Source organism: bacterium (assembly GCA_030649025.1).
Taxonomy (GTDB): domain Bacteria; phylum Patescibacteriota; class Minisyncoccia; order JAUYLV01; family JAUYLV01; genus JAUSGO01.
In genome coordinates this window covers 30174-53320 of sequence record JAUSGO010000033.1, presented here as the reverse complement: position 1 = coordinate 53320, position 23147 = coordinate 30174, and the positions used below count along the sequence as shown (strand labels likewise).

The window sequence follows — 23147 nt, the reverse complement described above, 5'->3', positions numbered from 1 at the left end:
CGCCAACATACTTGGCGATGTACACCTTGTAGTCGTTGGACGCGCGGAAGATATCGCCGTCATTGATCGTTACCGCAGCGTGGGATGCGACGGGCATAAGAAATGCCGCGCCGGTCATCCACACCGTTGTGGTAATGGTCGTGGTGAGGGAGATCGCTTTGATAAAGCGCTTCCTCATTACTGAATTAACATGTATCATAGTGTGATTTTTTAATTACGTCTCCTCTTGCGCGCAACATTCTGCGACTGATGTCGACCTTTTGGGGTGCATCCCATCGAGAACTCTTTTCGCGCGCCGAAGAAACCCGAAATAATAATATTTAGGAAACCGTGTTTCGTTTATCTTTTATCTTGAATTTTCTGTTTTCAAGGGTCAATCCATGCTAGCAATGTTGTAGCACAAATTTACTTTTCCCGCCACAACATCGCCATCATGAACCCAGACGAACCACTAAAAATAATGGTTTGGCCGCACTTTTCTGGGCATTTGCTATCTTAAGCAACTATAAGCTTAACACATGCCGCTAAATTCTACTGTGGATAAACCATCATCCTTAAGTACCCTTATTGAGTGCTTATCGGCAATCTCAGTCGGCTAAGCCGTTTACCTTAAAAGAGTTCTTGCCTGTACATAGAGACGGGAAAAGCAGTCAAATCTTACAGTTCTTGCTCGTCCGGAGAAATCCATGGCGGCGCTCTTCCCGGCAAATGGAGCTACAAGGCTTTATTTCCGCCCTGCCTTTACCTTATTTGCAATGTGTATATTCGCCTCAAGAAGGGAATCGAACGTTCCGGCATCTATCCAGGTTCCCTTTATTTCTATTGTGGAAAGCTGACCATTCGCAAGGTAGGCCTTATTGACATCGGTAATTTCATACTCCCCTCTTTCCGATGGTTTTAAGGTCCGTATGATCTCAAAAACATTATTGTCGTACAGATAAAAACCGGTGGCAACGAGTGAAGATTTTGGATTTTTTGGTTTCTCTTCAATGCTTATCACCGTACCATCTTTTATTTCCACCACGCCGGACCTCCACGGATCACCTACCTTCTTGACAGCGATTACCGCACCGGGACCAGATGAGGAAAACTTCCGCACCACATCTTCAAAGGTATCTTCAAATATGTTGTCTGCGAGAATAAAGGCAAACTTTCCCTCGTCTGTAAAATCTTCCGCAATCGCAAGACCATGGGCAATCCCAAGCGGTTCTTCCTGCACATCGTATGTCAGCCTTACTCCAAGATCTTTTCCGGATCCAAGAAGATCAAGAAACTGACCACCGTGTCCGGGGCGGGCAATAATGAGGATTTCGGTAATACCTGAGTCCCGAAGCGTCGTTATCGGATAATAAATAAGTGGTTTGTCGTAAACAAGTACAAGGCTCTTATTGACGACTTTTGTAACCGGCAAGAGACGCGTTCCCTTGCCTGCAGCAAGTATGACTCCTTTCATATGACTTGTATGGGTTCCGTATTAAAAACGACCGATTCCGCATGATTAAAAACATGTTCCGTATTATGCATTGATACTTCCGCATGGACAGAAACTTCATAATAGCTTCTTGGAGCAATTCCAAACCTCCGGACAAGGCCATGTTCACAAAGAGCCAGAAGGTCGTTGCGTATGGTTTTTTCGCTAAGAGAGGGGAAATGGCTTATGAGCTCTTTAAGTTGAAACTTTTTGCGGGACGAGGCGAAGCGAAGCATGAACTGCTGACGATCGGAGAGAGGACTTGGAGCAAGATGTTTCTCCGGCTTATCCAGTATCAAGTTTGTCTTCCGCGACTTTTGAAAAAAAGAAGAGCGCCCTGCTTGCTTATGAAGGATTTTCTCTTCATGCTGGCCTTGTCCATCTCGCCTGGAGACAGTCTGAAATCTTGGCGAAGCGGGATTTTTTTCTTCCGCTTCAACCATCGGGACATCTTCAGCCAAGCGCCTACTAATCCCGACATATAAGCTTTTCAGAATATCTATACTTATATCTTTGAAGGCGGGCAGATGTTCGGCAAGCTCAAGGTAATTACATATCTTCTCCAAACTCTCAAGAAGTGCTTTTTGAGAAGCAGGGAGTGTCCCTTTTGAAGCCAAGCTCACATGAGAGAAAAATGAGACGCTTTCCCGGCTTATATCGGTCCTCAACGGCTCATGTTCATCCAGAAGCTCCAAAACCTTTTGTAATAGGAGCGTGAGCCGCTTTACTTTATCTACGGAGATATTTACCAAAACTTGGTTTCCCATTGCATGTACCCTAAAAATAGAACGCCTGCATTATTGTACTCCCCCCCGTTTAGCCGTCAAGGGACTTGCATGGTTACAAAAAACAGGCCCTTAAGGCCTGATAGCGCTTTACCCAGAAAAAGCCCGAACTACACATAAACCCTTTTCATTAAAGGATTGAGCCGCGTAATGATCTCGTAATTTGTTGTGCCGGTAAGATACCCGAGCTCATCGGCAGAGACTTCTTCCTTCCCGTCTCGCCCGATGAGTGTTACTTCTTCTCCGACCATCGTATTTTTAATGCCTGTCACGTCAATGCTCAGCATATCCATGGAAACCCTGCCGAGAACCCTGGCCCGATTTCCTCTTACCAATACGTGTCCCGCGCCGGATAGGGCTCTGGGATAGCCATGCCAATAGCCGATGGGGCATATCGCCACCCGAGAATCTCTCCTCAACATCTCCGTAAAATCATATCCGATCCTACTGCCTGCCGGCAACGCCTTAACTTCTGAAATAACGGTCTTCCATGAAAGCGCCGGTTTGAGTTTCAAGGCATCTGAAAAAACCGCGTTTGTCTCTTGTGAAGGCCAAAGGCCGTAAAGACCGATACCGACCCTTACCATGTTAAAATGCGTGTCGGGAAACACAAGCATGCCGCCGGTTGCCGCAGCATGCTTAAGAACGCTAAACCCCGCCGAAGAAAGAATCTTTATTGCTTTTTCATACTCTCTTGTCTGTGTCAGCGTTTCCGAAGGAAAAGCCGGATTTTTTGCCGCCGCGAAATGCGTAAATGCACCCTCTACAATGCCTGAATTCTTGAACTTCTTTTTGAGAGCGGATGCGGCTGCAGAAATCTCGGAAACCATAAAGCCCTGCCGGTGCATGCCTGAATCTATTTTAAGATGAATCTTTGGCAGACGCGAAGACGCAGCATGTCGAATGAAGTCCTTTAAGCTATCGGGTGAGGAAACGGAAATCCGAATATCGTGCTTTGCGGCTTCCCAAAGCCGAGACGACAGGGTATATCCTAACACCAGTATGGGTTTTTGAATGCCGCTTCTTCGCAAAGCAAGCGCTTCCGTTATTGAATCGACGCCAAACCAATCGGCGCCAAGCTTCTCCATCTCTCTTGTATAATCAATGAGACCATGGCCATAGGCATTGGACTTGGCTACAGCCATAAGGCGGCAATGCTCCTTCAACATAGCCCTTACGGCCGTATAGTTGCTTTCTAGCGCTTTTTTATCCACCTCGACCCATGTCCGCACATCTTGGACGCTCTCTTTGGATACTTTTTTTTTGGCGTCTGGCATTTGGGTTATTTTCAAGCGAGTCGAGTGAAATACAAAAGTACTCTTTTGCATTTCCGAGCGAGCGCAGAAAATACAGGGGACAATACCCTTTATATATATGGAAGATAGGATTTGAGAGCCTCGGGAACAGCAAACTCCCCGTCTTTGGTCTGGTAATTCTCAATGATGGCAATAAGGGTACGCCCTATGGCAAAAGCGGTTGCATCAACCATGTGTACAAGCTCTTTTGAACCCGCACGCCTCTTAACTTTAGTTTGAAGCCTGCGCGCCTGATAATCGGTCATAAGATCTGCCGTATGGGTTTCGCGATACGTGCCCTGCCCGGGCATCCACGCTTCCAGATCGATTTGCCGTGCATCGGGACCTCCCATATCCCCCGTGCATATTTCAACTACCCTATAAGGAATGTTGAGCCCCTTCATAAGATATTCCTGACAAGCCACAATAAACTCATGCTCTTTCCGGGAAAGTTCGGGCAAACAGAATGACTCCATTTCCAGCTTATCGAACTGGTGAACCCGCAGTATTCCTTTTGTATCTTTGCCATAAGAACCGGCTTCTCGGCGAAACGAGGTAGAAAATCCTATATAGCGCTTTGGAAGGTTTTCCTCGGCCAGCGTCTCGTCCATATGAAGAGGCCCCAGCGTATGTTCGGCAGAGCCGGCTAGATAGAGATCATCTTTTTGAATGTAGTACCGCTCTTCTTCTTCGCCAGGGTTCAGGCGCGCCATTTTACGAAATACATTGGGTTTGAGCATAACCGGCGGAACCACAGGAACGAAAGGCTCGGAAGAGATTCCTTCCAGATGCGGATTTTCCCGTATAATTCCTTTAAGGATTTCTTTGTCGGTCAACGCCTTCATGGTGTACTGGATAAGCGCAAATTCAAGAAGCGCGGCCCTTCCCTTTAAGTATCCAAAACGAGAACCAGAAACTTGAGACGCCCGCTCGACATCTATAATGTCTAATTTTTCGCTGATGACAAGATAATCCTTGGGCGGAAAATCAAACTTTGGTTTTTCTCCAACTTCGCGAACCACAACATTTCCTGATTCGTCCGGTCCTACCGGGACATTCTCAAATGGCAAATTAGGGACTGTGTGGAGTATTTCGTCAAGTTCTTCCTTCTTTTCCGACTCTTCCTTATCAAGACTCTGGACACGCACCTTAAGTTCTTTGAGTTCGGCAGACTCTCCTTTTGCTTCTTTGCTTTTTTTATTCTGTTCAGCTCGAAGTTCCTCAAGCTCGCTCAGGAGCTTTCGGTGATCGGCATCCAGCCTTAACAACGCGTCAACATCAACTTTAGCGTTCTTTTTTCGAACGCCTTCTTTGACCTTTTCCGGATTTTCACGAATAAACTTTATATCCAGCATGATTTAACAATACCAATTATTTTCTTAATAAGCAATAAAAAAAGGCGTAAAGCCTATGAAGATTCGAATTGGAAACCCTTTTACTCCTAATCCGCAACTACTTCGATTAAGGCTCCCTGGACGATGCCAAAGCGCAAAGCTTCCTTTTTTGAAGGAAACCAAATATCAATGCGGTTTTGATGCCGCCGGTGCATGCGGTCTTCAACAATAAATTCCTTAGTACCGAAGAGCGACGGCATACGAATACGGGTGCCGAAAGGGAGCATGTTGGTAGCCACCACGCCATCGCGGACGCGGGTATTTGATGCCGTGATAAACGGCGTACTGTCGGTCTCGTCGATCGAGCTTGAATAGGCCGTAAGGGTCATGGTATGGGCCTTCATGACCAGCTTTTTCTTCTCTATCTCAATGGATCTGGCAAATTCAGGAGTCATAGCAGGCGAAGGGGCCGGAGAAGGCAAAATGAACGTTGAGGAGACACCAAAAATCATGGAAAGAGTCGCTGAAATAAGAGATAAGGGAATCATAAATTTGGCATATTTTAGCCATTTTTTCACTGTTACATAGAAGCGGAATTTTGGTAAAAAAAGCTTCTTTTTGGATAACTTGATATAGTAGCATATTCATATTATATAGTCAAGTAATTACTAGAAAACGACCCTGGGAACCCAAGGCCGTCTTAATATGAAATAAGATTGGTTAGAGCTATTTTTTCCGCATGGTGGGGAACAGCAATACCTCCCGCAACGATGCGCTATCGGTAAAAAGCCGTACAAGCCGGTCAATGCCTATGCCAATGCCCGCGGCAGGCGGCATGCCGTACTCCAATGCCTCCAGGTAATCCTCATCCATTCGATGCGCTTCCTCGTCCCCTGCCTTTCGGTCTTTCTCCTGTATTTCAAAGCGTATGCGCTGCTCCGCGGGGTCGTTCAGCTCGGAAAAGGCGTTCGCAACCTCCATTCCTCCCACAACTAGCTGGAAACGTTCCACCTTGCGCGGATCTGCCCTGTGAGATTTTGCAAGCGGAGATAATTCGAGTGGGTGATTGATGACAAAAACGGGGTCCTGCAACATCGGACGCACTACTTTTTTGAATAACTCGTCGAGCAACGCGGCTTTGGTTTGTTTTTTTTCTATGGTAATGCCGAGCTCTTTTGCTTTTTTTAAAAAATCTTCCGCTGAATTTTCCCAAAAATCAAGTCCGGTATGTTTTTTAACCAGATCGTTAAGATCGAGCCGCGGCCAGGGAGTAGCAAATTGCAGTTCCTTCCCGTCAAAACGGATAATAGGATGGTCTTTGCTGAAAACCGACCGTATGAGGTGCCCGAAAAGATGCTCGGTAAACCCCATAAGCCACTCATAATCCTTATAGGCTATGTAGGCTTCCGGTTCCGTAAATTCCGGATTGTGCTCCTTGTCCATTCCTTCGTTGCGGAAGCTCTTGCCCATCTCAAAAACCTTCTCAAATCCCCCCACCAGAAGCCGCTTTAAATAGAGTTCCGGCGCCACCCGTAAATAAAGATCCAAGTCCAATGTTTCCATCCGGGTCTTAAAAGGTCGGGCAAGCGCTCCTCCGGCGATGGTGTGCAGTACGGGAGTTTCAACTTCCAAAAATCCGGATTCCAAAAAAAACTCCCTCGTTGCCTGCAGAATTTTTGAACGCGTCACAAACCGGACGCGCACTTCCGGGTTCATCACCAGGTCCAAATACCGCTTGCGGAACCGTTCTTCCACGTCCGAAAGTCCGTGCCATTTTTCGGGAAGAGGCCGAACGGATTTTGAAAGCATTGTGATGCTGTGAGCCTCCAGCGTTTTTTCATTCTTTTTTGTCAGAAAAAGCGTTCCCGAAACCTCAATGATGTCTCCCACGTCATAGGCGTCCAGAAACTTCCGGTATACATTTTCGTCGAGCACATCTTTTTTCGCATATCCCTGGATGCGGCCCGTTTCGTCTTCAAAATGAAAGAATGTGGAACCTCCGTGCTCGCGCCTCAACATCATACGTCCGACAAGCGTAACGAGGGTTTTATTGCCGAAGAAGTCCTCAAACCGGTCCAATGCTTCCTTGATGGCATGGGTTTTTGAACTTGAGGGAGGATAGGGGTTTATGCCCTCTTTGCGCAAAAGCGCTATCTTTTCCTCTCTGGATTTTTTTATATCTTCAAGCGGCATACAAAAAAATTAAAAAATCAAAAGTCAAAAATCAAAATTTTGGAATCTTGCGAAGGTTTTATGCATAAAATCTTCGCGCCTCCACCATTTTGATATTTGAGATTTATATTTTGATTTTCCGGCTACCTTATCGACAGAATCTTATACGTCACCATTCCCTTGGGCGTCTTTACTTCCACGGTATCGTTTTTATGATGCCCCAAAAACGCCTTCCCTGCAGGCGATTCGTTGGATATTCGGCCTTTGGCCGGTTCCGATTCTTGAGAGCCGACGATGGTGAAGGTTTTAACGCCATTGTCGCCCTCCACCTCGATCGTCGCGCCCAATTCCACAGTTTCCGTAAATTGCTTTGAAATAATGGATGCGTTGCGTATGAGCTCTTCAACCTCCGCTATTTTTCCTTCATTGAAAGACTGGGAATCTAGCGCTTCGGTGTAAGAAGCATTTTCCGAAAGATCTCCGAGTTGCTTCGCCTCTTCGATCATGCGCGCGATTTCCTGGCGCTTTTTTACGAGCTCTCTAAGCTCATTTTTGAGCTTCTCCAAACCTTCCTGCGTAACAAAGTGTTCCATACAGACTAGCTTATAGCTTACAGCTGATAGCTTATAGGAAAAATCTGCCCAGAGTCTTTCCCCCTAAAAGCGATAAGCCATTATCTATCAGCTGTTTTTAGCTAATATAAGAACGTTTTTCATGAGCATCGCAACAGTGATGGGGCCAATGCCTCCCGGAACAGGCGTGATGAGGCGCGCTTTTTTTGAGACCTCTTCAAACTGGATGTCTCCTGAAACCTTGCCGTCTATTCTACTATAGCCTGCATCAAGCGCAACCACCCCATCCTTCACCATATCCGCTCCGATAAGACCCGGTCTGCCAGTCCCGGCAATGACAATGTCCGCATCCTTTGTGAACCTTGTAATGTCCGGGGTTCCGGCATGTACCACGCCCAGAGAGGCTGCTTTGTCGGCAAGAAGGTTAAGCAAGGGTTTGCCCACAAGCGCTCCGAGTCCTACCAGCACAACGTGCGAACGCGAAAGGTCTATCTGATACGTTTCCAAAATATTGAGAACCGCCTCGGCCGTCGGGGGAAGCACTTTCGATTTTCCGGTGGCAAGAAGCCCTCTTGCACGCGAGGAAAGCGCATCTACGTCTTCCTCGGGCCGCACGGCATCAAGAATATACTGGGTATTCACCTGCGGCGGCAGAGGCAGTTGGATAACAACCGCTTTTATACCTTTTGATCCGCGAATATCGTGAATTTTTTTTCGAAGATTGGTGGTTGTAATGGTCTCATCGAAACGATAGAGAGTAAATTCAATACCGATTTCGTCACATTTTTTCTTCTTCTCATTAAGAAACGAGATGGATGCCGGATCATTCCCCACAAGAACCGCGGCAAGGTGCGGCTTTACCTGAAGCAAAGAAATTTCTTCGCGTAATCTCGCAAGGATGCCGGCGGCTATTTTTTTACCATCGACAATAATAGGCATGGGAGGACAAGTTACACAAACATCACAAATGTTGTGAGAACAATAGTAAGTTATGGCTTGGCTGATTCTATTCGCTCTTCGGTCTAAAATACTCCATTAGTATATCACGCGCAAGAGGAACTGCCACTTCGCCTCCCTCACCGGCTTTTTCTACAACGATGGCAAGAACAATCTCCGGATCTTTGTACGGTGCAAAAACGGTAACGAGAGAATGAGGCCTAGATATTTTTCCCGTCTGGGCGGTCCCGGTTTTTGCGGCTACAGAAACCGGCAGCTGCTGCAGTAGACGCGCCGTTCCGTATGTTACGGTTTCGCGCATGGCATTACGAATAACAGCGATGTGTTCTGGATCGACAACGTCTTGCCGGATCGCAAAAGGTTCATATGCGCGGAGCGTATTAAAATCCTTATCAATAACGCGAACCATCAATTGCGGTTTCCATAGCGTCCCGCCATTCGCAATCGCGGCGGTTGCAACCGCAAGTTGCAGAGGAGTAACGCCCATGTCGCCCTGTCCTATCGAGATGTTATACGTATCCCCAATCCTCCATTTTTCTCCTTTTTGAGCTTCTTTGTAGGCAGGCGATGGGATCAAGCCCTCATCCTCCCCGAGGATATCGATGCCAAGCGTCTTTCCAAAACCGAATTTTTGCAAGTATGTTTCAATGCGTTCGGCCCCAAGGCCTCTGATCGGGCCGTATCCTCCGCCTATGGTATAGAAATAAATATCGCTTGAGAGCGCGATGGCGCGCGCCATATCCACCGGTCCCAGCGTCGCATAGCCGCGGAACGTATACACCACTGATGGATTATACACATCGGGAATTGTGATGGCGCCAGCATCCTGAATAACGGTTTGGGGAACAACCACGGCTTCTGCGAGCGCAGCGGCTCCCAAAAAAGGTTTTATCGTTGAGCCGGCAGGATACCGCGCGGCGATAGCACGATTAAAAAATGGATGGCGCGGATCTTGCAAGATTTTTTGGTATGCTTCCTGCGATATCCCGCTGACAAAGAGATTCGCATCAACGCTGGGAGCGCTCACCAGAGCCAAAATTCTCCCATTTCTTGGGTCTATTGCTACCACTGCCCCGCCCGAGGAACCATGCCTGCGAAGCGCTTCTGAAAGCTTCCGATAGGCATGTGCCTGAAGTTTTCCGTCTATGCCCAGCACCACGCCATCTCCTTCCTTGGGATCACTGCGAGAAAGCAAGCGAACTACGCTTCCGTGCGCATCAACTTCATAAAGTTCATGCCCGTATACACCTCTTAACATCGCTTCGTAAGATGCCTCTACGCCGCTCTTACCCAGAAGATCCGAAGCAAGATAGCCGCCCTCGTCAATATCTTTTTTGGTCGCGCGCCCCAAAAAACCGATCAGATGATACATCGCTTCTGCGTCAGTATATACGCGGGATGGCGTAAGGCGCATATGAATGCCGGGAAATTCTGTCTGCCGAACGGCAAATGCTATCGCCGAGAGATTATCAATGTGCTCGGCAACAAGGTACGGCTTTGAGGACGTGGTGGCAAGCCGCGCCCCAAGATCACCGCTTTGGTTTGCGGAGAGCCCAAGAAGTTCTGCGAGCATCAGGACCTCGCGATTTTTTTCTGATTCCTGTATCGGAAGCTCCTGGGGATACGCCAACAGATCAAGAACCGGAACATTATGCATAAGAGGAATACCGTTCCTCTCATAGACAATGCCGCGCTCGGCGGGAATGCTCGTAAGCTCGGTACGATTCGATTCGGCAATTCTCGCATAGGTGTCATAGCGAAGAATGGTGAACCAGAACACACGGAATAGCAATAGAGCCATACCGATGCCAAGAAGCGCCGCAAAGAAAAAAAAGTTCCGCCGTTCTATCGGTTTTTCGAGGCGTCTGGCAATTTCTCCTTGGGTATCGAAAAGGAATTCTTCCGGTGTAAGATCGCGCTTTTCTCTTTGCGGGACAAAATATCTCAACTAGCTGATAGCTGATAGCTGATAGCTGATAGCTTTCAGGAGAGGATCTAAAAAAATCCTATAAGCTATAAGCTAAAACCTATAAGCTGATTAAAACACCTTCGGTGTTTTAATAATAGTTACCGTTTCTATATTTCCAACGTCTACCGCAGGAGAAAGAGAAGCGCGCTGAAAAAAATCTGATGGAGAGGAGACGATGCGTTCAACTTTGCCGATGACGAGATTGCCGGGAAATACCCCGTCAAACCCGCTTGTGAGCACCGTATCTCCCTCATTGAGCAGCGCGCCGGATGGGACCATGTCGAGCGTTATCATCCCAAATCCTTCTCCCCGCACAAGCCCCTCCGAGCCTAACACACCCTCCTTCCCGCTCTTAAGAGCTTTGTCATCGGATTTTTCAGATTCCGCATTTCCGTCAAAAATCTTGGCGCCCGCACGAAAATTACGATTTGAAAGCAGTGTAACGTACGCGTAGTGCGGGGAAACGCGATACACGCGCCCTACGAGCGAGCGGTCCCCTACGGTCACTGTATCATTTTCACCAATATCGTCGCTCGCGCCCCGATCTAAAACTATCTCTTGCCCGAAAATATGTGAACCCTTCCCCACCACGCGGGCAACGACGGCGTTTTCGCGCCACGAGTGCGGTGGATTTCCAAACAAGTGGCGAAGTGCTGCATATTCCGTTTTAAGCGCCTCAAGTTCTCCGGCATCTTCGCGCAACATCCGATTTTCTTCACTAAGCATAGAGACGCGTAAGACCAGTTGATCGCGTGAGAGAAAAAAATCTTGGACGCTGCGCCATCCGCCATAACCGTACCCGGCAAGATTCCAGAAAGGCTTTGCCAACCTCACGTACATATCTCCGGCCCATCCGCCGAAAAATCTCCCGTAAAGCAGAAATGCAGCAAGCGCAATCGCAAAACAAAAAATCACCGCCTTTTTTGTATGCGATGTTCCATGGCGAAATGTTATTTTTTTTCTGAATCCGTACTTCAAAAAAAATTTTGCTTGAGAGCGCTATCCAATAGGCGGATCTTCCTCCGAATCTACCAGCACCTCGCGCAGCTGGTCCAGGTTTTCAAGCACTACACCGGTTCCTCGCACCACCGTAGTAGGCGGCTCTTCCTCCAGCCGTACCGGCATAAGCGTTTCTTGCGCTATAAGCCTATCGAGCCCCCGGAGCAAACTTCCCCCGCCGACCATCACAATGCCGCGACTCATGACATCGGCAAGCAACTCCGGCGGCGTCTCCTCAATAACAATTTTAATGGCGCTCACGATGGCTTTAATGGAACGGGAAAGCGCGTCGCGGATATGCGCATCATTCACCATAATTTCCTTGGGAAGACCAGTAACAAGATCTCTGCCGCGCATAGGGGTTTCAAGGCTCTTTTCAAGCGGCAGTGCGGAGCCAACCTCGATCTTAATCTCCTCTGCCGTGCGTTCGCCGAGCAGCATCTTAAATTCATTCCGCGCATATTGGATGATGTCGTCATTAAGCTTGTCTCCAGCGATCCGCAATGATTTGTCGATCACAATGCCTCCAAGAGAGATCATGGCGATGTCCGTGGTGCCTCCGCCAATATCAACCACCATATTGCCCAATGCTTCCTGTACGGGAAGCCGTGCGCCGATGGCTGCCGCCATGGCCTGTTCAATAAGATACACCTCGCGGGCTCCCGCATTCATTGTTGCATCGCGGACCGCTCTTTTTTCAACTTCCGTAACCTGCGAAGGAATTCCCACGATGACGCGGGGATGTGGCATGAAAGAAAACCGCGACTCGTGCACGCTATCAATAAAATAACGAATCATCTGCTCGGTCACCTCAAAATCGGAAACAACGCCGTCCACCAAGGGGCGCGTCGCCACGATATGCGCGGGAGTTCTCCCCACCATCTTCCTTGCCTCCTTGCCGATAGCAAGCACCTGGCCGGTCTTTTTGTTGACGGCAACAACCGACGGCTCATTGATAACAATGCCTCTCCCGCGCACATAGACCAGCGTGTTGGCTGTGCCCAGGTCAATGCCGATATCATGAGAAAATCTTCCTAAGAGTTTATTGAACATATTGTTTTTTGAATTCGGAAACAGCGGTAGAAATCCTGACCAATTTTGTTTCTTTTTCTCCTCGCCGCTTTATTTCAACACTGTCCTTCTCAAGCGTTTTTTCGCTCACCACAAGCCGTAAAGGCATCCCGATAAGGTCGCAATCGGCAAATTTCTCGCCCGCCGAAATCCCTTCCCTATCATCAAAGAGTACGCCTATCCCCGCCTTAGTCAAATCTTCATAAAGCGCCGTTGATGCGTTCCATATTTTTGTCCTGCCCCCCTCGTCCTTCGGAAAAATCGCCACCAGATGCACGTCAAAGGGAGACACTGTTTTTGGCCAAATTATGCCATTTTCGTCGTGATATATCTCTACAATAGTAGCCATGACCCTACCAAGCCCGATACCGTAAGAACCCATAACGACGGGTTGTTTCTCTCCTTTTTCATTTACAAACATAAGAGCAAACGCATCGGAATATTTCGTTCCGAGTGGAAATATGTTGCCGACTTCGATAGACCTGATCTCTTTCATATTGCCGGAGCATATTGGGCATTTGGTACCGTCTTGGAGTTTCGATATTTCCTTATTCTCCGCATATCCGCACTTTTGACATACAAAGATGGTATCTTCTCCGGCCTTACAGGGCATTTGAAACTCATGCGTATGTGAAGCCGTAAAATCTCCTCCCGCCGCGACTGTATAGATTGCTTTGAGACCGCATCGCTCAAAAATCTTCATATATGCCTGCCTTACCGTTTCATAATATTTCAAAAAATCTTCCGGAGAGGCATGGAAACTATAGAGATCTTTCATAAGAAACTCTCTCCCGCGCAAAAGACCCGATTTGGCGCGCGGCTCATTGCGGAATTTGGTCTGGATTTGGTACGCCGCAAACGGAAGGTCTTTGTATGAACTGATATACTTGGATGCAATGTCCGTTAAAACTTCTTCGTGCGTCCAGCCGAGCACGAATGATGCTTTCTTGTCGCGCTTTCCAACCGCTTCAAAGCCGACTTCCACATCCCAGCGTCCGGTCGTATCAAGATATCTTTTTTCTACCAAAGCCGGCATGAGAAGTTCCTGGGCGCCGATGGCGTTCATTTCCTGGCGAACGATCTTGGCAATGCGTTCGAGCACCCGCAGACCCAAGGGAAGATACGAATACACTCCCGCGGAATTTTTATATACAAAACCTCCGCGCTCAAGCAGTTGTGCGTTTATCGCAGTTTCGTCTTTAGGATTCTCGCGTAATGTTTTTGTGAAAAGCTTGGATTGCAACATGCTAAAAATGTAAAATGCAAATCTCAAAATGTAAAATTATGGAGTGAAAGTTTTCTTCAAGAAAACTTTCACGATAGTCCATAATTTTGATTTTTGATTTTTTAATTTTGCATTTAGCCTAAAATAGGCGCACTACGTCCCTCACCGTCACCAGCAGCATAAGGGTCAAAAGCACCACAAAACTTACCTGGTGGATCTTTTGTTCAACAAGGCGCGGGATGGGACGCCCTTTCAGTTTTTCCAACAGGATAAAAAGCAGTCTTCCGCCATCAAGCGCCGGTATGGGAAATATGTTGATGAGAGCGAGGTTCACCGAAATAACTCCCGCAAATTGCAAAAGATGCGCAATGCCGAGCTTCACCACCCGGCCGGTAAGGACAGCAATGCCCACCGGTCCCGTAACGTCTCCCGATATTTTTCCTGTGGTGAAAAGTCCGAGAAACAGATCGCCAAGAGCTTTCAGAAAAAGCCACGCGAGCACAAATGAGTCTTTAATTCCGCGCCCGATAGCCTGATGCCAGGACAATTTTTCAATTGCCGTTTTTACCATTGCAAATCCTAATGGCCCCTCTCCCTCCGGAGGATTTTCACGGGGAGATGCGGCGAGTATTTTGGAAACACCGTCGTGCAAAACTTCGATAGATATCTCTTTCCCGCGCCGAGCATCCACATAGCCGCGTAAGCCGTCAATCGCATCAAAACGCTTTCCGTCGATGCTCACGATAACATCGCCTATTGCAAGCCCCGATGTCATTGCCGGAGACTCCGAAGCTATCTCGATAACCTGTATCTGCACACGCGTAAAATTCTTTTCCGACGCGCCATCCTCAAGAATAGTCGGCAGGCCTATCATATGCCCGGCAGAGAACAATACCATCGCAAGCGCCATATTCATTAAAACCCCCGCGGAGATGATCAATGAACGTACACCTGCTGTACGGTTCGAGAAACTCCGCGAGTCTTCCGTATACTCCCCTTCCTCCCCAAAAATCTTCACAAATCCCCCAAGCGGTATCAAGTTGAGCGAATAAAGAGTCTCTCCTCTTTGTATGCCAAAAATCCGTGGGGGAAAGCCGAACCCGAACTCTTCCACCTTTATGCCGGCTTTTTTTGCCGTAAAAAAATGACCGGCTTCATGGACCATGATCAAAACGGCAATAAGCGCGATAAATATGAAAATAGTGGCAAACATACCCGCCTAAGTTTTTGCACTACTTGAGCGTAAAAACTTATCTTAATACCGTAATATAATACCATTGGATGCCCGTTCTGACTTACGCACATATCGGCTATTCCCGTGTTACGAGAATAGCTGTGCAAAAATTTAGGCGGGCAGGACGTCCTGATAATACCACGCCTCCCCTCTATTGTGAACCCCGTTAGAAGTAGGACACGGATTCGCTCCATAAGAGACTTGTTTCTTAGGAGTATGAGCGTCCGCGACTTCTAACGGGGTGAAGCATCTGAAAAATAAAAAGCCGCTCCTGTGAGCGGCGTCGTCAGAACTCGAAGTCCAGCAAATCGGACATGGAGCTTTTAACCTTTGCGGCCGTGGGAAGATGCGCTTCCTCGAGCGGCGGAGAGAATGGCACCGGGGTATCTGCGGCGGCTAGAAGTTTTACCGGCGCGCCCAAATATCCAAATGCCGCATCCTGTAAATAGGTAGCAATAGTATTCCCAAAGCATCCGGTAAGCGGTGCTTCGCAAGTAACAAGCACCCGGGCTGTTTTTTTGACGGAAGCCAAAATGCATTCTTTGTCGAACGGCACCAAAGACCGCAGGTCAATGACCTCTATGGAAACGCCCGGTCTTTCCTTTTCCAGTTCCGAAATCGCTTCAAGGACCCGGAAGATCTGCGAGCCGAATGTCACGACAGTGAGCGCCGTCCCCTCACGCACAACTCTCGCCTTGCCGATGGGTACTACGTAATCATGCTCTTTTTTGGGAACAGGCAGGTTGAGTTCATTCGGCAGTTTCTCCAAAGGAACATTGTAATACCCTTTGTATTCAAGAAACAGCACCGGATTGCCGTCGCGGATAGCGGCATTGAATAGTCCCTTTGCGTCAAAAGCGGTGATGGGAGAGACGATCTTCAGCCCCGGAAAGTTCGCAAAAAGCGGCTCGGGATTGAGCGAGTGATAGGGCCCACTATGGTTCGTCCACCCGGCGGGCAAGCGGAACACGATGTGCAAGGGACTCATACCATGAACACTCTGCGTTGCAAGATGATTCCCTATCCATTTTACCGCTTCTGTCGCAAAATCGGCGTATTGAAGCTCCACGACCGCCCAGAGGCCGCGAATAGCGGCTCCGGCCGCAAAAGCGCACATACCCGCTTCCGAAAGTGGCGAATCGATGACACGGCGTTGTAACATCGCCAGAAGATGTCGGGTTTCCGGATTCTTGCTTAACATCTGCCAGTCATACCCGTCAAAGAGCTTTGAGAAGCCTTTCGTGATCTTGAAAGGACCGTCGGAGACGCCGATATCCTCACCGATGTGGAACAGGTCGGGATTGCGCTTTGTCTCTTCTGCGAGCGCCTCGCTTATCGCATCGTGATACGTGAGATATCGCGCTTCCTCCCCTGGATTTGGTTTTGGAGGCTCGCTTAACACTACCGGATGTGCGGGTGTGGGAGAGAAAACCGCACTTTCAATATTCATGGCGTCCGGTAGCGGACTTTGCTCCGCAAAGGCGACGGCTTGAACGATCCGGCGTTTCACACCATCCTCAAGAATTTCTAGATTCCGCTCATCGGCGATACCTTCCTTGAGAAGAAATTCTCGATAAATCTTAAGCGGGTCCCGTGCCTTCCATCGAGTAAGTTCCGTTTCCGGAACATACGTCCTGAACGGGTCTGCGAGCGAGTGCCCTTCAAGACGCATGGAGAGCGCCTCAATGACCGTAATAACACGCTCATGCCGCGCGCGTTCAACGGCTTTTTGCACCGTTCCCAGAACCGTAAGCACGTTCATGCCATCGATAAGATACCCCTCAACACCCTTCCCGTATCCAAGCGCCGTGAGGATCTTCGTAGGGGGAGCGAATTGCAAGGCATTTGGCGTGCCGAACGCCCACTGGTTGTTCTCGATGACCACAACCAACGGCAAGCGCTTCACAGACGCGATATTCAGCGTTGCGGCGAAATCTCCAGTGCTGGTAGCGCCATCTCCGCAGAACGCCAGAGCAACGCCATCGCCTCCCGTATATGTTTCGAAGAACGCGCAACCGGTGGCCACGGGAACCATGGGCAGGTGGCTGATGAGCGGCACAATGCAATGCTCTCTCGATCCCAAATGCAAACTTCCGTCCCATCCTTTGGTCGGACCGTCTACCCTGCCGCATGCCTGTGCGATAACTTGCCCGGGGGTAAGTCCGCGTGTAAGAAGCGCTCCCAAGTCACGAATGGCAATGGTGAACCAATCGCTTTTCCGCAACGCATAGGCTGCGCCCACGCTTACCGCTTCATTACCGCTCGACATGAGATGTTTTCCGAACGCAAGCCCCTGCAGCGAGAGCGTTCGTAACTTCTCATCGGTCGCGCGCGTAAGCAACATGAATCCGTAAAGTTCAAGGTGCTGTTCGGGCGCAAGACCCAGCGCACAGGAACTTGGTACGTCGATCCACTCCCACGACGGATGTTCGCCGGTAAAGACATGAAGCGAACGGTCAACAAGACCGTATACCCGATCCAAACGCTCGAGCTGGGCGTAGGTCGGCTTGTTTTTCTCCTTCATTGATTTACTCCTCTTATATTATGAATTCAAAGATCTTACTCCGAGGCCACTATAGCAAACTTAGCAATGTTTACGCAACTAAAAATTGCTTAGAGCATACAGCGCGATACCGCAGGCAATGGAGACGTTAAGCGACTCTTTGGCGCCATGCATGGGAATGGAGACAATCGCGTCGGCACGGCGTAGCACCGGCCGCGAGAGACCTCTCACTTCGTTCCCAAGCATTACTGCTACGGGAAAACGGGGTTTGAATCGAGTAAGCGCTACCGCGCGAAAAGGTGTGTTATTTTCAAGCGCGACGATCCGTACGCCCTCTTTCTTAAGCATCTCTATAACTCTCCAGGTATGGCGTTCGTGCTTCCACGGCACGCTCTTTTCTGCCCCGAGTGCGGTCTTTGCAATTTCTTTTACTGGTCTCCCGTCCCGTCCAATGGGACGGCCCGTATACCCGCAAAGATATATTTTTGATACGCCGAACGCATCGGCCGTACGGAACATACTGCCCACGTTATGCAGTGAGCGGATATTATCGAGAATGAGATAGATTTTAGGCATACGGGGTGCTATATTGGCTATGTCATGAGTATCACCTTTTCCTATAAAAAATCCAAGAGCGGCGCCCGAAAAGGCATCTTGTCGCTCCCGCATGGCAACACACATACGCCCTTTTTTATGCCGATTGCAACCCGCGGCGCGGTAAAACATGTTCTGTCACAGGAACTGGAAGGACTTGGGGCTGAAATTATTCTTGCAAACACCTATCACCTTCTTCAGCGGCCGGGGCTTGCGGTGCTTAAAAAATTCGGCGGACTGCATGGCTTTATGCGCTGGTCGCGTCCCATTCTTACCGACAGCGGGGGATACCAAGTGTTCTCGCTTTCTCACAAAAGAAAAATAACCGAGAAAGGTGTCCGGTTCAGGTCGGAAATTGATGGGAAAGAGGTCTTTCTTACGCCGGAGAATGTTGTCGAAGCACAGCTTGCCATTGGCTCTGATATCATCATGGTTCTGGACGAATGTCCTCCATATCCTGCCAAACACTCCTACATGGAAAAATCGCTTGAACGGACCATCCGATGGGCCAAGCGCGCAAAAGTCTATTTTGAAAAAAGAATGAAAGCGCTACATCCTAAAAAACGCCCCTTGTTGTTTGGCATCATCCAAGGGGGAACATACAAAGACCTGCGCGAAAAGAGCGTAAAAGAAATGGTGAAGATTGAGTTTGACGGATACGCCATCGGCGGAGTTTCGGTCGGCGAACCAAGGGCATCCAAGCAAAAAGAGATTATGTGGTCTCTTAAATATCTCCCCGAAAACAAACCGCGATACCTCATGGGGCTTGGGAAACCCGAAGAAATCGTCTGGGCAGTGAAACGGGGCGTGGACATGTTCGACTGCATCATTCCGACCCGCGAAGCGCGGCACGGAAAACTGTATGTGATGAAAAAACCCGCCAGCATCGGGGGTGATTTTTATAGAACCATCAACATTAAAAAAGAGGCTTTCGCAAAAGACGCAAAGCCCATAGACGCACATTGCCCTTGTGTGGCATGCAAAAATTTCTCACGCGCTTATCTCCGGCATCTTTTTTCGGTCAACGAAATGCTCGGCCAGCACCTGGCAACGCTGCACAACCTCGCATTCTATTTAAGACTCATGCAAACGCTCCGGAGAAAATCTGGAAATTAGTTTCTAAGCGACCGGAGTATAGCCAAATTCCGCAGGTCATCCTCGTCGGAATCTTTTGGCGTCTCAAGTACCGCGTTGATGTGCGCAAGACGCTTCTCGTTCACGAACGCGCGGAATGCCTTAATGCCAAGCTTCCCCTTCCCTATCTCCTCATGCCTGTCTTTTTTCTCTCCCAGGTCCACTTTTGAATCGTTCACGTGTACAACTTCAAGATGTTCAAGGTCGAAAAACCTGTCATACGCATCCAGTAATGCACCTAGGCCCTTGGCGGTTCGGATATCATAGCCTGATGCGAACGCGTGAGCGGTGTCCAGCATGACACGTAATGACGCGTCCTCATTTCCTTTTGCCCCATCATAGATCTCCTTAAGTTCTTCCAGGGTTGAGCCGATGATATCACCCGAACCGGCAGATATCTCAAGAAACAATGTGGAGGGCGCATGTTGCACAATTCTTCGCACTCCCATAATGACCCTTTCCAATGCTTCTTCATGCGTCATCCCCTTTGCACTTCCGATGTGCGTGATGACGCCGCGCGCGCCCAGACTCTCGGCACGATCCAGCTCATCGCGCAATACTTCCACAGAACCTTCCCAGATGCGCGCTTCTTGGGAAGCAAGATTGATAAAATAGGGAGCGTGGATATAAAAATGAGTAAAACTAAACTCTTTGGCACTCTCTTTGAACATTCGCGCGGTACCTACGGAAAGAACGGACTTGCCGCCCCGGGGCGATCGCGAAAAAAACTGGAATGTCTCGCATCCCAGCTTACGCGCCCGCTCGGGTATGTGTTCCAGTCCTCCGGCTCCGGATATATGGACGCCAATCTTCATATTCAATGATTTAGCGCGGTTTTTATAAATGCCCTGAAAAGAGGATGCGCTCGCAAGGGACGCGACTGCAGTTCGGGATGGAACTGGGTACCCACAAAGAACGGGTGATTTTTAAGCTCCATGATCTCCACAAGGTTCCGGTCGGGATTGATGCCGGATGCGACCATGCCCGCTTTTGCGAACTTGCCAAGATAGCTATTCGTGAATTCATAGCGGTGGCGATGCCGCTCCTGTATGACGCTGCCTCGCATGCGTTCGCGACCGAATACGCGATATGCTTTGTAGGCCCTGGTATCTTCGCCCAACGAACACGCGTATCCGCCCAACCGCATCGTGCCGCCGTAATCTTTTTTCTCCATAAGTTTTTTTTGCTCGGGAAGTATGTCGATTATGGGATGCGGGGTTTTTGGATCTACTTCGGTGGTATGCGCTCCTTTAAGTCCCAGTGCATGGCGCGCAAATTCGATGCAGGCAAGCTGCATGCCGTAGCATAACCCCAAATATGGTTTTTTCTTCTCCCTGGCAAAACGAATTGCCTGAATTTTTCCTTCCACGCCCCGACCGCCGAATCCTCCGGGAACGATAATGCCGTCATACGCTTCGAGCAGAGAAACGCTCTTTTTCTTTTTTTCGAACCTCTCCGCATCTACCCAGGTTATCTCGGGACTGGCCCCTTCGGCATAGGAAGCATGCTTGATGGCCTCGATGACCGAGATATAGGAATCTCCAAGACTATAGTCTCCTACCCCAAAATACTTCCCTACAACGCCGATACGGACCTTCTTTTTTGCCTTATGGCTACCCGCCACAAAAGCGCGCCACCCTTTCAAATCCTTTCCCTTTGAGGAGAGATGCAATTTTTCAAGAATGCGGTCGGCAATGCCTCCTTTCTCAAAATTCATGGGAATGTCGTATATGGAAGCAACGTCTGGAGCGGAAATAATATCAGCGATGTCCAGATTGGAATTAACGGCGACCTTCGCCCTGCGGATATCATCAATCGGCCTCTCCGACCTGCCGATGACGATATCGGGCTGAAGTCCGGCCTCATTGAGCGAGCGGATCGCGGCTTGCGTGGGTTTTGATTTCATCTCGCCAATGGATGGCGGGATGGGAAAATATGAGACAAGCACCGTAAGCACATCGCCGGGGTTTGCGCGCTGCATAATGCGCGCCGATTCAAGGAATAGCAGACTTTGGTATTCACCGACAGTGCCACCTATCTCCACAATGCAGAATTCCGCGCGCGCGACGCGTGCGGCATGCTCCAGGCGCCTAATGACCTCCTGGGGAATGTGCGGGACCACTTCAACGCATTTCCCCCCGTATCCCAAATTCCGCTCGCGCTCGATGACAGAGAGATACACCTGGCCATTGGTCATATAGTTCACACGGGAAAGGTCCGTATCCAAAAACCGCTCATAATTACCGATGTCTTGGTCGCACTCAAGCCCATCAAGCGTCACAAATACTTCACCATGTTCGGTAGGATTCATGGTGCCTGCATCCACGTTTAGATATGGGTCAATTTTTACGGCCGTGACGCGAAACCCCCGCGCCTTAAGCAAAAGCGCGATAGAGGACACCGACGTCCCCTTCCCGATACCGGACACCACCCCGCCTACCACGAATATGAATTTAGTTTTTGGCATACTTTATTTCTCACGCCCCGTGATACTTTTTTTATTTCACCCCCCCCTCCCGGCAAGGAGATATATTTTTCTAATAGTTTTGCCGCTTTTGAAAGTTATGTAATTTTTCGAAACTCAAGAGGGAGTCTTACCTTTTAACTTAGGGGTGTTGAAACGGTCACCCTCTTGGTGGAGAAAAATTGCGTAACCGAAAAAGGGAGGTAAAACTATTTCACCGTCACTTTCTTCACCACATCTCCCTGCTCAATTTTCAATACCACATCCATTCCCTCCACCACCTTCCCAAACACTGTATGTCTCCCATAGAGATGCATTTGTGGTTTGGTGGTCACGATAAAGAATTGGCTTCCGTTAGTATTGGGGCCGGCATTCGCCATAGCAAGGTAACCCGGATCCACCGGCAGAGACTGTACGCCGTAGTCATATACGTACCCTTGCGCCTCAAGTTGTTGGATCTGGGCATCGGAAAGCCCCAAAGACCTGGGATTTATCTCATCCGCAAAACTATATCCCGGCCCTCCCTGGCCGTCGTTGGACGGGTCATTGTCTTTTGAATTTGGATCTCCGCCCTGGACCATGAAATCGCTGATGACCCGGTGAAATTTTGTTCCATTGTAAAATCCCTCGCGCGAGAGTTTTACAAAATTTTCAACTGTCTTCGGAGCAACGCCGTGATACAGCTCGATCTCAATTTTTCCTCGTGACGTTTCGAGCAAAACCGTATTGGATGCAACGGGAATAAAACTTGTCATAGGACTTATGGGGGAAGAGGGCGAGACTGAAACGGAAACCTCGGGAATCTTTGAAGAGTTTTCCGTCTTGCCCAAAAGCAGCTTCCAGCCAAGAACACTTATGCCAATAATAAAAAGCGCGGCAATAATATATGCTCCGCGGCTGGGACCCTGGGGACCTGCGGTCATGCGCTCGGTTCTCCGAAATTCTTTAAGTTTTTGCTGTTTGCCCATAATTTCTTAAATCAAAATTTTTGACATTTGGGCTTTGATATTTGCACTTACCGTATGTGCCACGGCTTATTCGGGAATTTTCTCACAAGATAGGCATAGCGGTCAATGGGCTTGTCTTCTCCTTCGTCAAAAAGCGGTGAACCATTCTCGTAGACCGTATCGGGAGCGTCGCCGTGCGCATTCAGGCCTTGTTCTTGCAGCCACTGGTTGATACGGTCGTGTTCGGCGCGGACAACCGTTTTTGCAATAGGCGTATCCGCTTCGAGCAGAATAAGAAAACTCGAAAAATTTGATATGGCGCGCATTACCAACGAAAAAACCAGGACCGCACAGCAAAGAATGATCGCGGCACCAACACGGGTTTCAACATGAATAGTGAAAAGATTTTTCACAAAATAGG

At 48.9% G+C, this 23147-nt stretch carries 20 protein-coding genes; 1 reads left to right on the top strand and 19 read right to left on the bottom strand.

From position 1 onward, the window contains the following. Positions 1–724: 724 nt before the first annotated feature. From Q7S09_05155 to Q7S09_05085, 15 genes are all read right to left on the bottom strand, one after another. Positions 725–1453: a sugar phosphate nucleotidyltransferase gene (locus Q7S09_05155; protein MDO8558540.1), complete on the bottom strand. Its 729-nt coding sequence runs from the start codon at positions 1451–1453 to the stop codon at positions 725–727. Next, positions 1450–2238 (bottom strand): DeoR family transcriptional regulator, encoded by a 789-nt coding sequence (locus Q7S09_05150; GenBank protein MDO8558539.1) that lies wholly within the window; start codon positions 2236–2238, stop codon positions 1450–1452. The genes Q7S09_05155 and Q7S09_05150 overlap by 4 nt, the downstream gene beginning before the upstream one ends. 128 nt (positions 2239–2366) lie before the next feature. Beyond that, the gene (gene alr / locus Q7S09_05145; protein MDO8558538.1) at positions 2367–3533 is read right to left on the bottom strand and encodes an alanine racemase; all 1167 of its coding nucleotides are present in this window, start codon (positions 3531–3533) and stop codon (positions 2367–2369) included. An 89-nt stretch (positions 3534–3622) separates the two neighbouring features. After that, a complete protein-coding gene (locus tag Q7S09_05140; protein ID MDO8558537.1) occupies positions 3623–4906 on the bottom strand; it encodes a serine--tRNA ligase in 1284 nt (427 codons plus the stop codon). Positions 4907–4992: 86 nt separating this feature from the next. Next, positions 4993–5433 carry a hypothetical protein gene (locus tag Q7S09_05135; protein MDO8558536.1) on the bottom strand — a complete coding sequence of 147 codons (441 nt, stop codon included), beginning with the start codon at positions 5431–5433 and terminating at the stop codon, positions 4993–4995. A 178-nt stretch (positions 5434–5611) separates the two neighbouring features. Further along, complete coding sequence (gene lysS / locus Q7S09_05130) at positions 5612–7078, bottom strand: lysine--tRNA ligase (protein MDO8558535.1); 1467 nt, start codon at positions 7076–7078, stop codon at positions 5612–5614. A 122-nt stretch (positions 7079–7200) separates the two neighbouring features. Then, complete coding sequence (gene greA / locus Q7S09_05125) at positions 7201–7650, bottom strand: transcription elongation factor GreA (protein MDO8558534.1); 450 nt, start codon at positions 7648–7650, stop codon at positions 7201–7203. Positions 7651–7737: 87 nt separating this feature from the next. Next, positions 7738–8568 (bottom strand): bifunctional 5,10-methylenetetrahydrofolate dehydrogenase/5,10-methenyltetrahydrofolate cyclohydrolase, encoded by an 831-nt coding sequence (locus Q7S09_05120; protein MDO8558533.1) that lies wholly within the window; start codon positions 8566–8568, stop codon positions 7738–7740. A gap of 67 nt (positions 8569–8635) precedes the next feature. Further along, positions 8636–10534 (bottom strand): penicillin-binding protein 2, encoded by a 1899-nt coding sequence (gene mrdA / locus Q7S09_05115; GenBank protein ID MDO8558532.1) that lies wholly within the window; start codon positions 10532–10534, stop codon positions 8636–8638. 90 nt (positions 10535–10624) lie between these two features. Then, positions 10625–11533 (bottom strand): rod shape-determining protein MreC, encoded by a 909-nt coding sequence (mreC, locus tag Q7S09_05110; protein MDO8558531.1) that lies wholly within the window; start codon positions 11531–11533, stop codon positions 10625–10627. A gap of 21 nt (positions 11534–11554) precedes the next feature. After that, on the bottom strand, positions 11555–12607 hold the full coding sequence (locus tag Q7S09_05105; protein ID MDO8558530.1) for a rod shape-determining protein: 1053 nt from the start codon (positions 12605–12607) through the stop codon (positions 11555–11557). After that, entirely contained in the window at positions 12597–13871 is a 1275-nt protein-coding gene (locus tag Q7S09_05100) for an aminoacyl--tRNA ligase-related protein (GenBank protein MDO8558529.1), read from the bottom strand. The genes Q7S09_05105 and Q7S09_05100 overlap by 11 nt, the downstream gene beginning before the upstream one ends. 118 nt (positions 13872–13989) lie before the next feature. Continuing rightward, on the bottom strand, positions 13990–15063 hold the full coding sequence (locus Q7S09_05095; protein ID MDO8558528.1) for a site-2 protease family protein: 1074 nt from the start codon (positions 15061–15063) through the stop codon (positions 13990–13992). A 307-nt stretch (positions 15064–15370) separates the two neighbouring features. Next, positions 15371–17608, bottom strand: coding sequence for a thiamine pyrophosphate-dependent enzyme (locus Q7S09_05090; protein MDO8558527.1), 2238 nt, complete (start codon positions 17606–17608; stop codon positions 15371–15373). Positions 17609–17686: 78 nt separating this feature from the next. After that, positions 17687–18163 (bottom strand): RNA methyltransferase, encoded by a 477-nt coding sequence (locus Q7S09_05085; protein MDO8558526.1) that lies wholly within the window; start codon positions 18161–18163, stop codon positions 17687–17689. Positions 18164–18187: 24 nt separating this feature from the next. On the opposite strand from Q7S09_05085, the gene tgt reads away from it, so the two are divergent. Further along, positions 18188–19297 (top strand): tRNA guanosine(34) transglycosylase Tgt, encoded by a 1110-nt coding sequence (gene tgt, locus Q7S09_05080; GenBank protein ID MDO8558525.1) that lies wholly within the window; start codon positions 18188–18190, stop codon positions 19295–19297. On the opposite strand, the gene Q7S09_05075 is transcribed toward tgt, so the two are convergent. The 4 genes from Q7S09_05075 to Q7S09_05060 form a co-directional block, all read right to left on the bottom strand. Next, positions 19294–20130, bottom strand: a complete 837-nt coding sequence (locus tag Q7S09_05075) for a deoxyribonuclease IV (protein ID MDO8558524.1) — start codon at positions 20128–20130, stop codon at positions 19294–19296. The genes tgt and Q7S09_05075 overlap by 4 nt on opposite strands. A gap of 2 nt (positions 20131–20132) precedes the next feature. Then, complete coding sequence (locus Q7S09_05070) at positions 20133–21782, bottom strand: CTP synthase (protein MDO8558523.1); 1650 nt, start codon at positions 21780–21782, stop codon at positions 20133–20135. Positions 21783–21988: 206 nt separating this feature from the next. Then, positions 21989–22534 (bottom strand): peptidylprolyl isomerase, encoded by a 546-nt coding sequence (locus Q7S09_05065; GenBank protein ID MDO8558522.1) that lies wholly within the window; start codon positions 22532–22534, stop codon positions 21989–21991. Between the two features lie 260 nt (positions 22535–22794). Beyond that, positions 22795–23139, bottom strand: a complete 345-nt coding sequence (locus Q7S09_05060) for a hypothetical protein (GenBank protein MDO8558521.1) — start codon at positions 23137–23139, stop codon at positions 22795–22797. Positions 23140–23147: the final 8 nt, after the last annotated feature.

Coding starts and splice junctions, on each gene's coding strand:
- Q7S09_05095 (MDO8558528.1), bottom strand. CDS start 15,063: ATGTTTGCCACTATTTTCATATTTATCGCGCTTATTGCCGTTTTGATC.
- lysS (MDO8558535.1), bottom strand. CDS start 7,078: ATGCCGCTTGAAGATATAAAAAAATCCAGAGAGGAAAAGATAGCGCTT.
- Q7S09_05155 (MDO8558540.1), bottom strand. CDS start 1,453: ATGAAAGGAGTCATACTTGCTGCAGGCAAGGGAACGCGTCTCTTGCCG.
- Q7S09_05090 (MDO8558527.1), bottom strand. CDS start 17,608: ATGAAGGAGAAAAACAAGCCGACCTACGCCCAGCTCGAGCGTTTGGAT.
- Q7S09_05085 (MDO8558526.1), bottom strand. CDS start 18,163: ATGCCTAAAATCTATCTCATTCTCGATAATATCCGCTCACTGCATAAC.
- Q7S09_05140 (MDO8558537.1), bottom strand. CDS start 4,906: ATGCTGGATATAAAGTTTATTCGTGAAAATCCGGAAAAGGTCAAAGAA.
- Q7S09_05105 (MDO8558530.1), bottom strand. CDS start 12,607: ATGTTCAATAAACTCTTAGGAAGATTTTCTCATGATATCGGCATTGAC.
- alr (MDO8558538.1), bottom strand. CDS start 3,533: ATGCCAGACGCCAAAAAAAAAGTATCCAAAGAGAGCGTCCAAGATGTG.
- Q7S09_05150 (MDO8558539.1), bottom strand. CDS start 2,238: ATGGGAAACCAAGTTTTGGTAAATATCTCCGTAGATAAAGTAAAGCGG.
- Q7S09_05120 (MDO8558533.1), bottom strand. CDS start 8,568: ATGCCTATTATTGTCGATGGTAAAAAAATAGCCGCCGGCATCCTTGCG.
- Q7S09_05075 (MDO8558524.1), bottom strand. CDS start 20,130: ATGAAGATTGGCGTCCATATATCCGGAGCCGGAGGACTGGAACACATA.
- Q7S09_05070 (MDO8558523.1), bottom strand. CDS start 21,782: ATGCCAAAAACTAAATTCATATTCGTGGTAGGCGGGGTGGTGTCCGGT.
- Q7S09_05100 (MDO8558529.1), bottom strand. CDS start 13,871: ATGTTGCAATCCAAGCTTTTCACAAAAACATTACGCGAGAATCCTAAA.
- tgt (MDO8558525.1), top strand. CDS start 18,188: ATGAGTATCACCTTTTCCTATAAAAAATCCAAGAGCGGCGCCCGAAAA.
- Q7S09_05135 (MDO8558536.1), bottom strand. CDS start 5,433: ATGATTCCCTTATCTCTTATTTCAGCGACTCTTTCCATGATTTTTGGT.
- greA (MDO8558534.1), bottom strand. CDS start 7,650: ATGGAACACTTTGTTACGCAGGAAGGTTTGGAGAAGCTCAAAAATGAG.
- Q7S09_05065 (MDO8558522.1), bottom strand. CDS start 22,534: ATGACAAGTTTTATTCCCGTTGCATCCAATACGGTTTTGCTCGAAACG.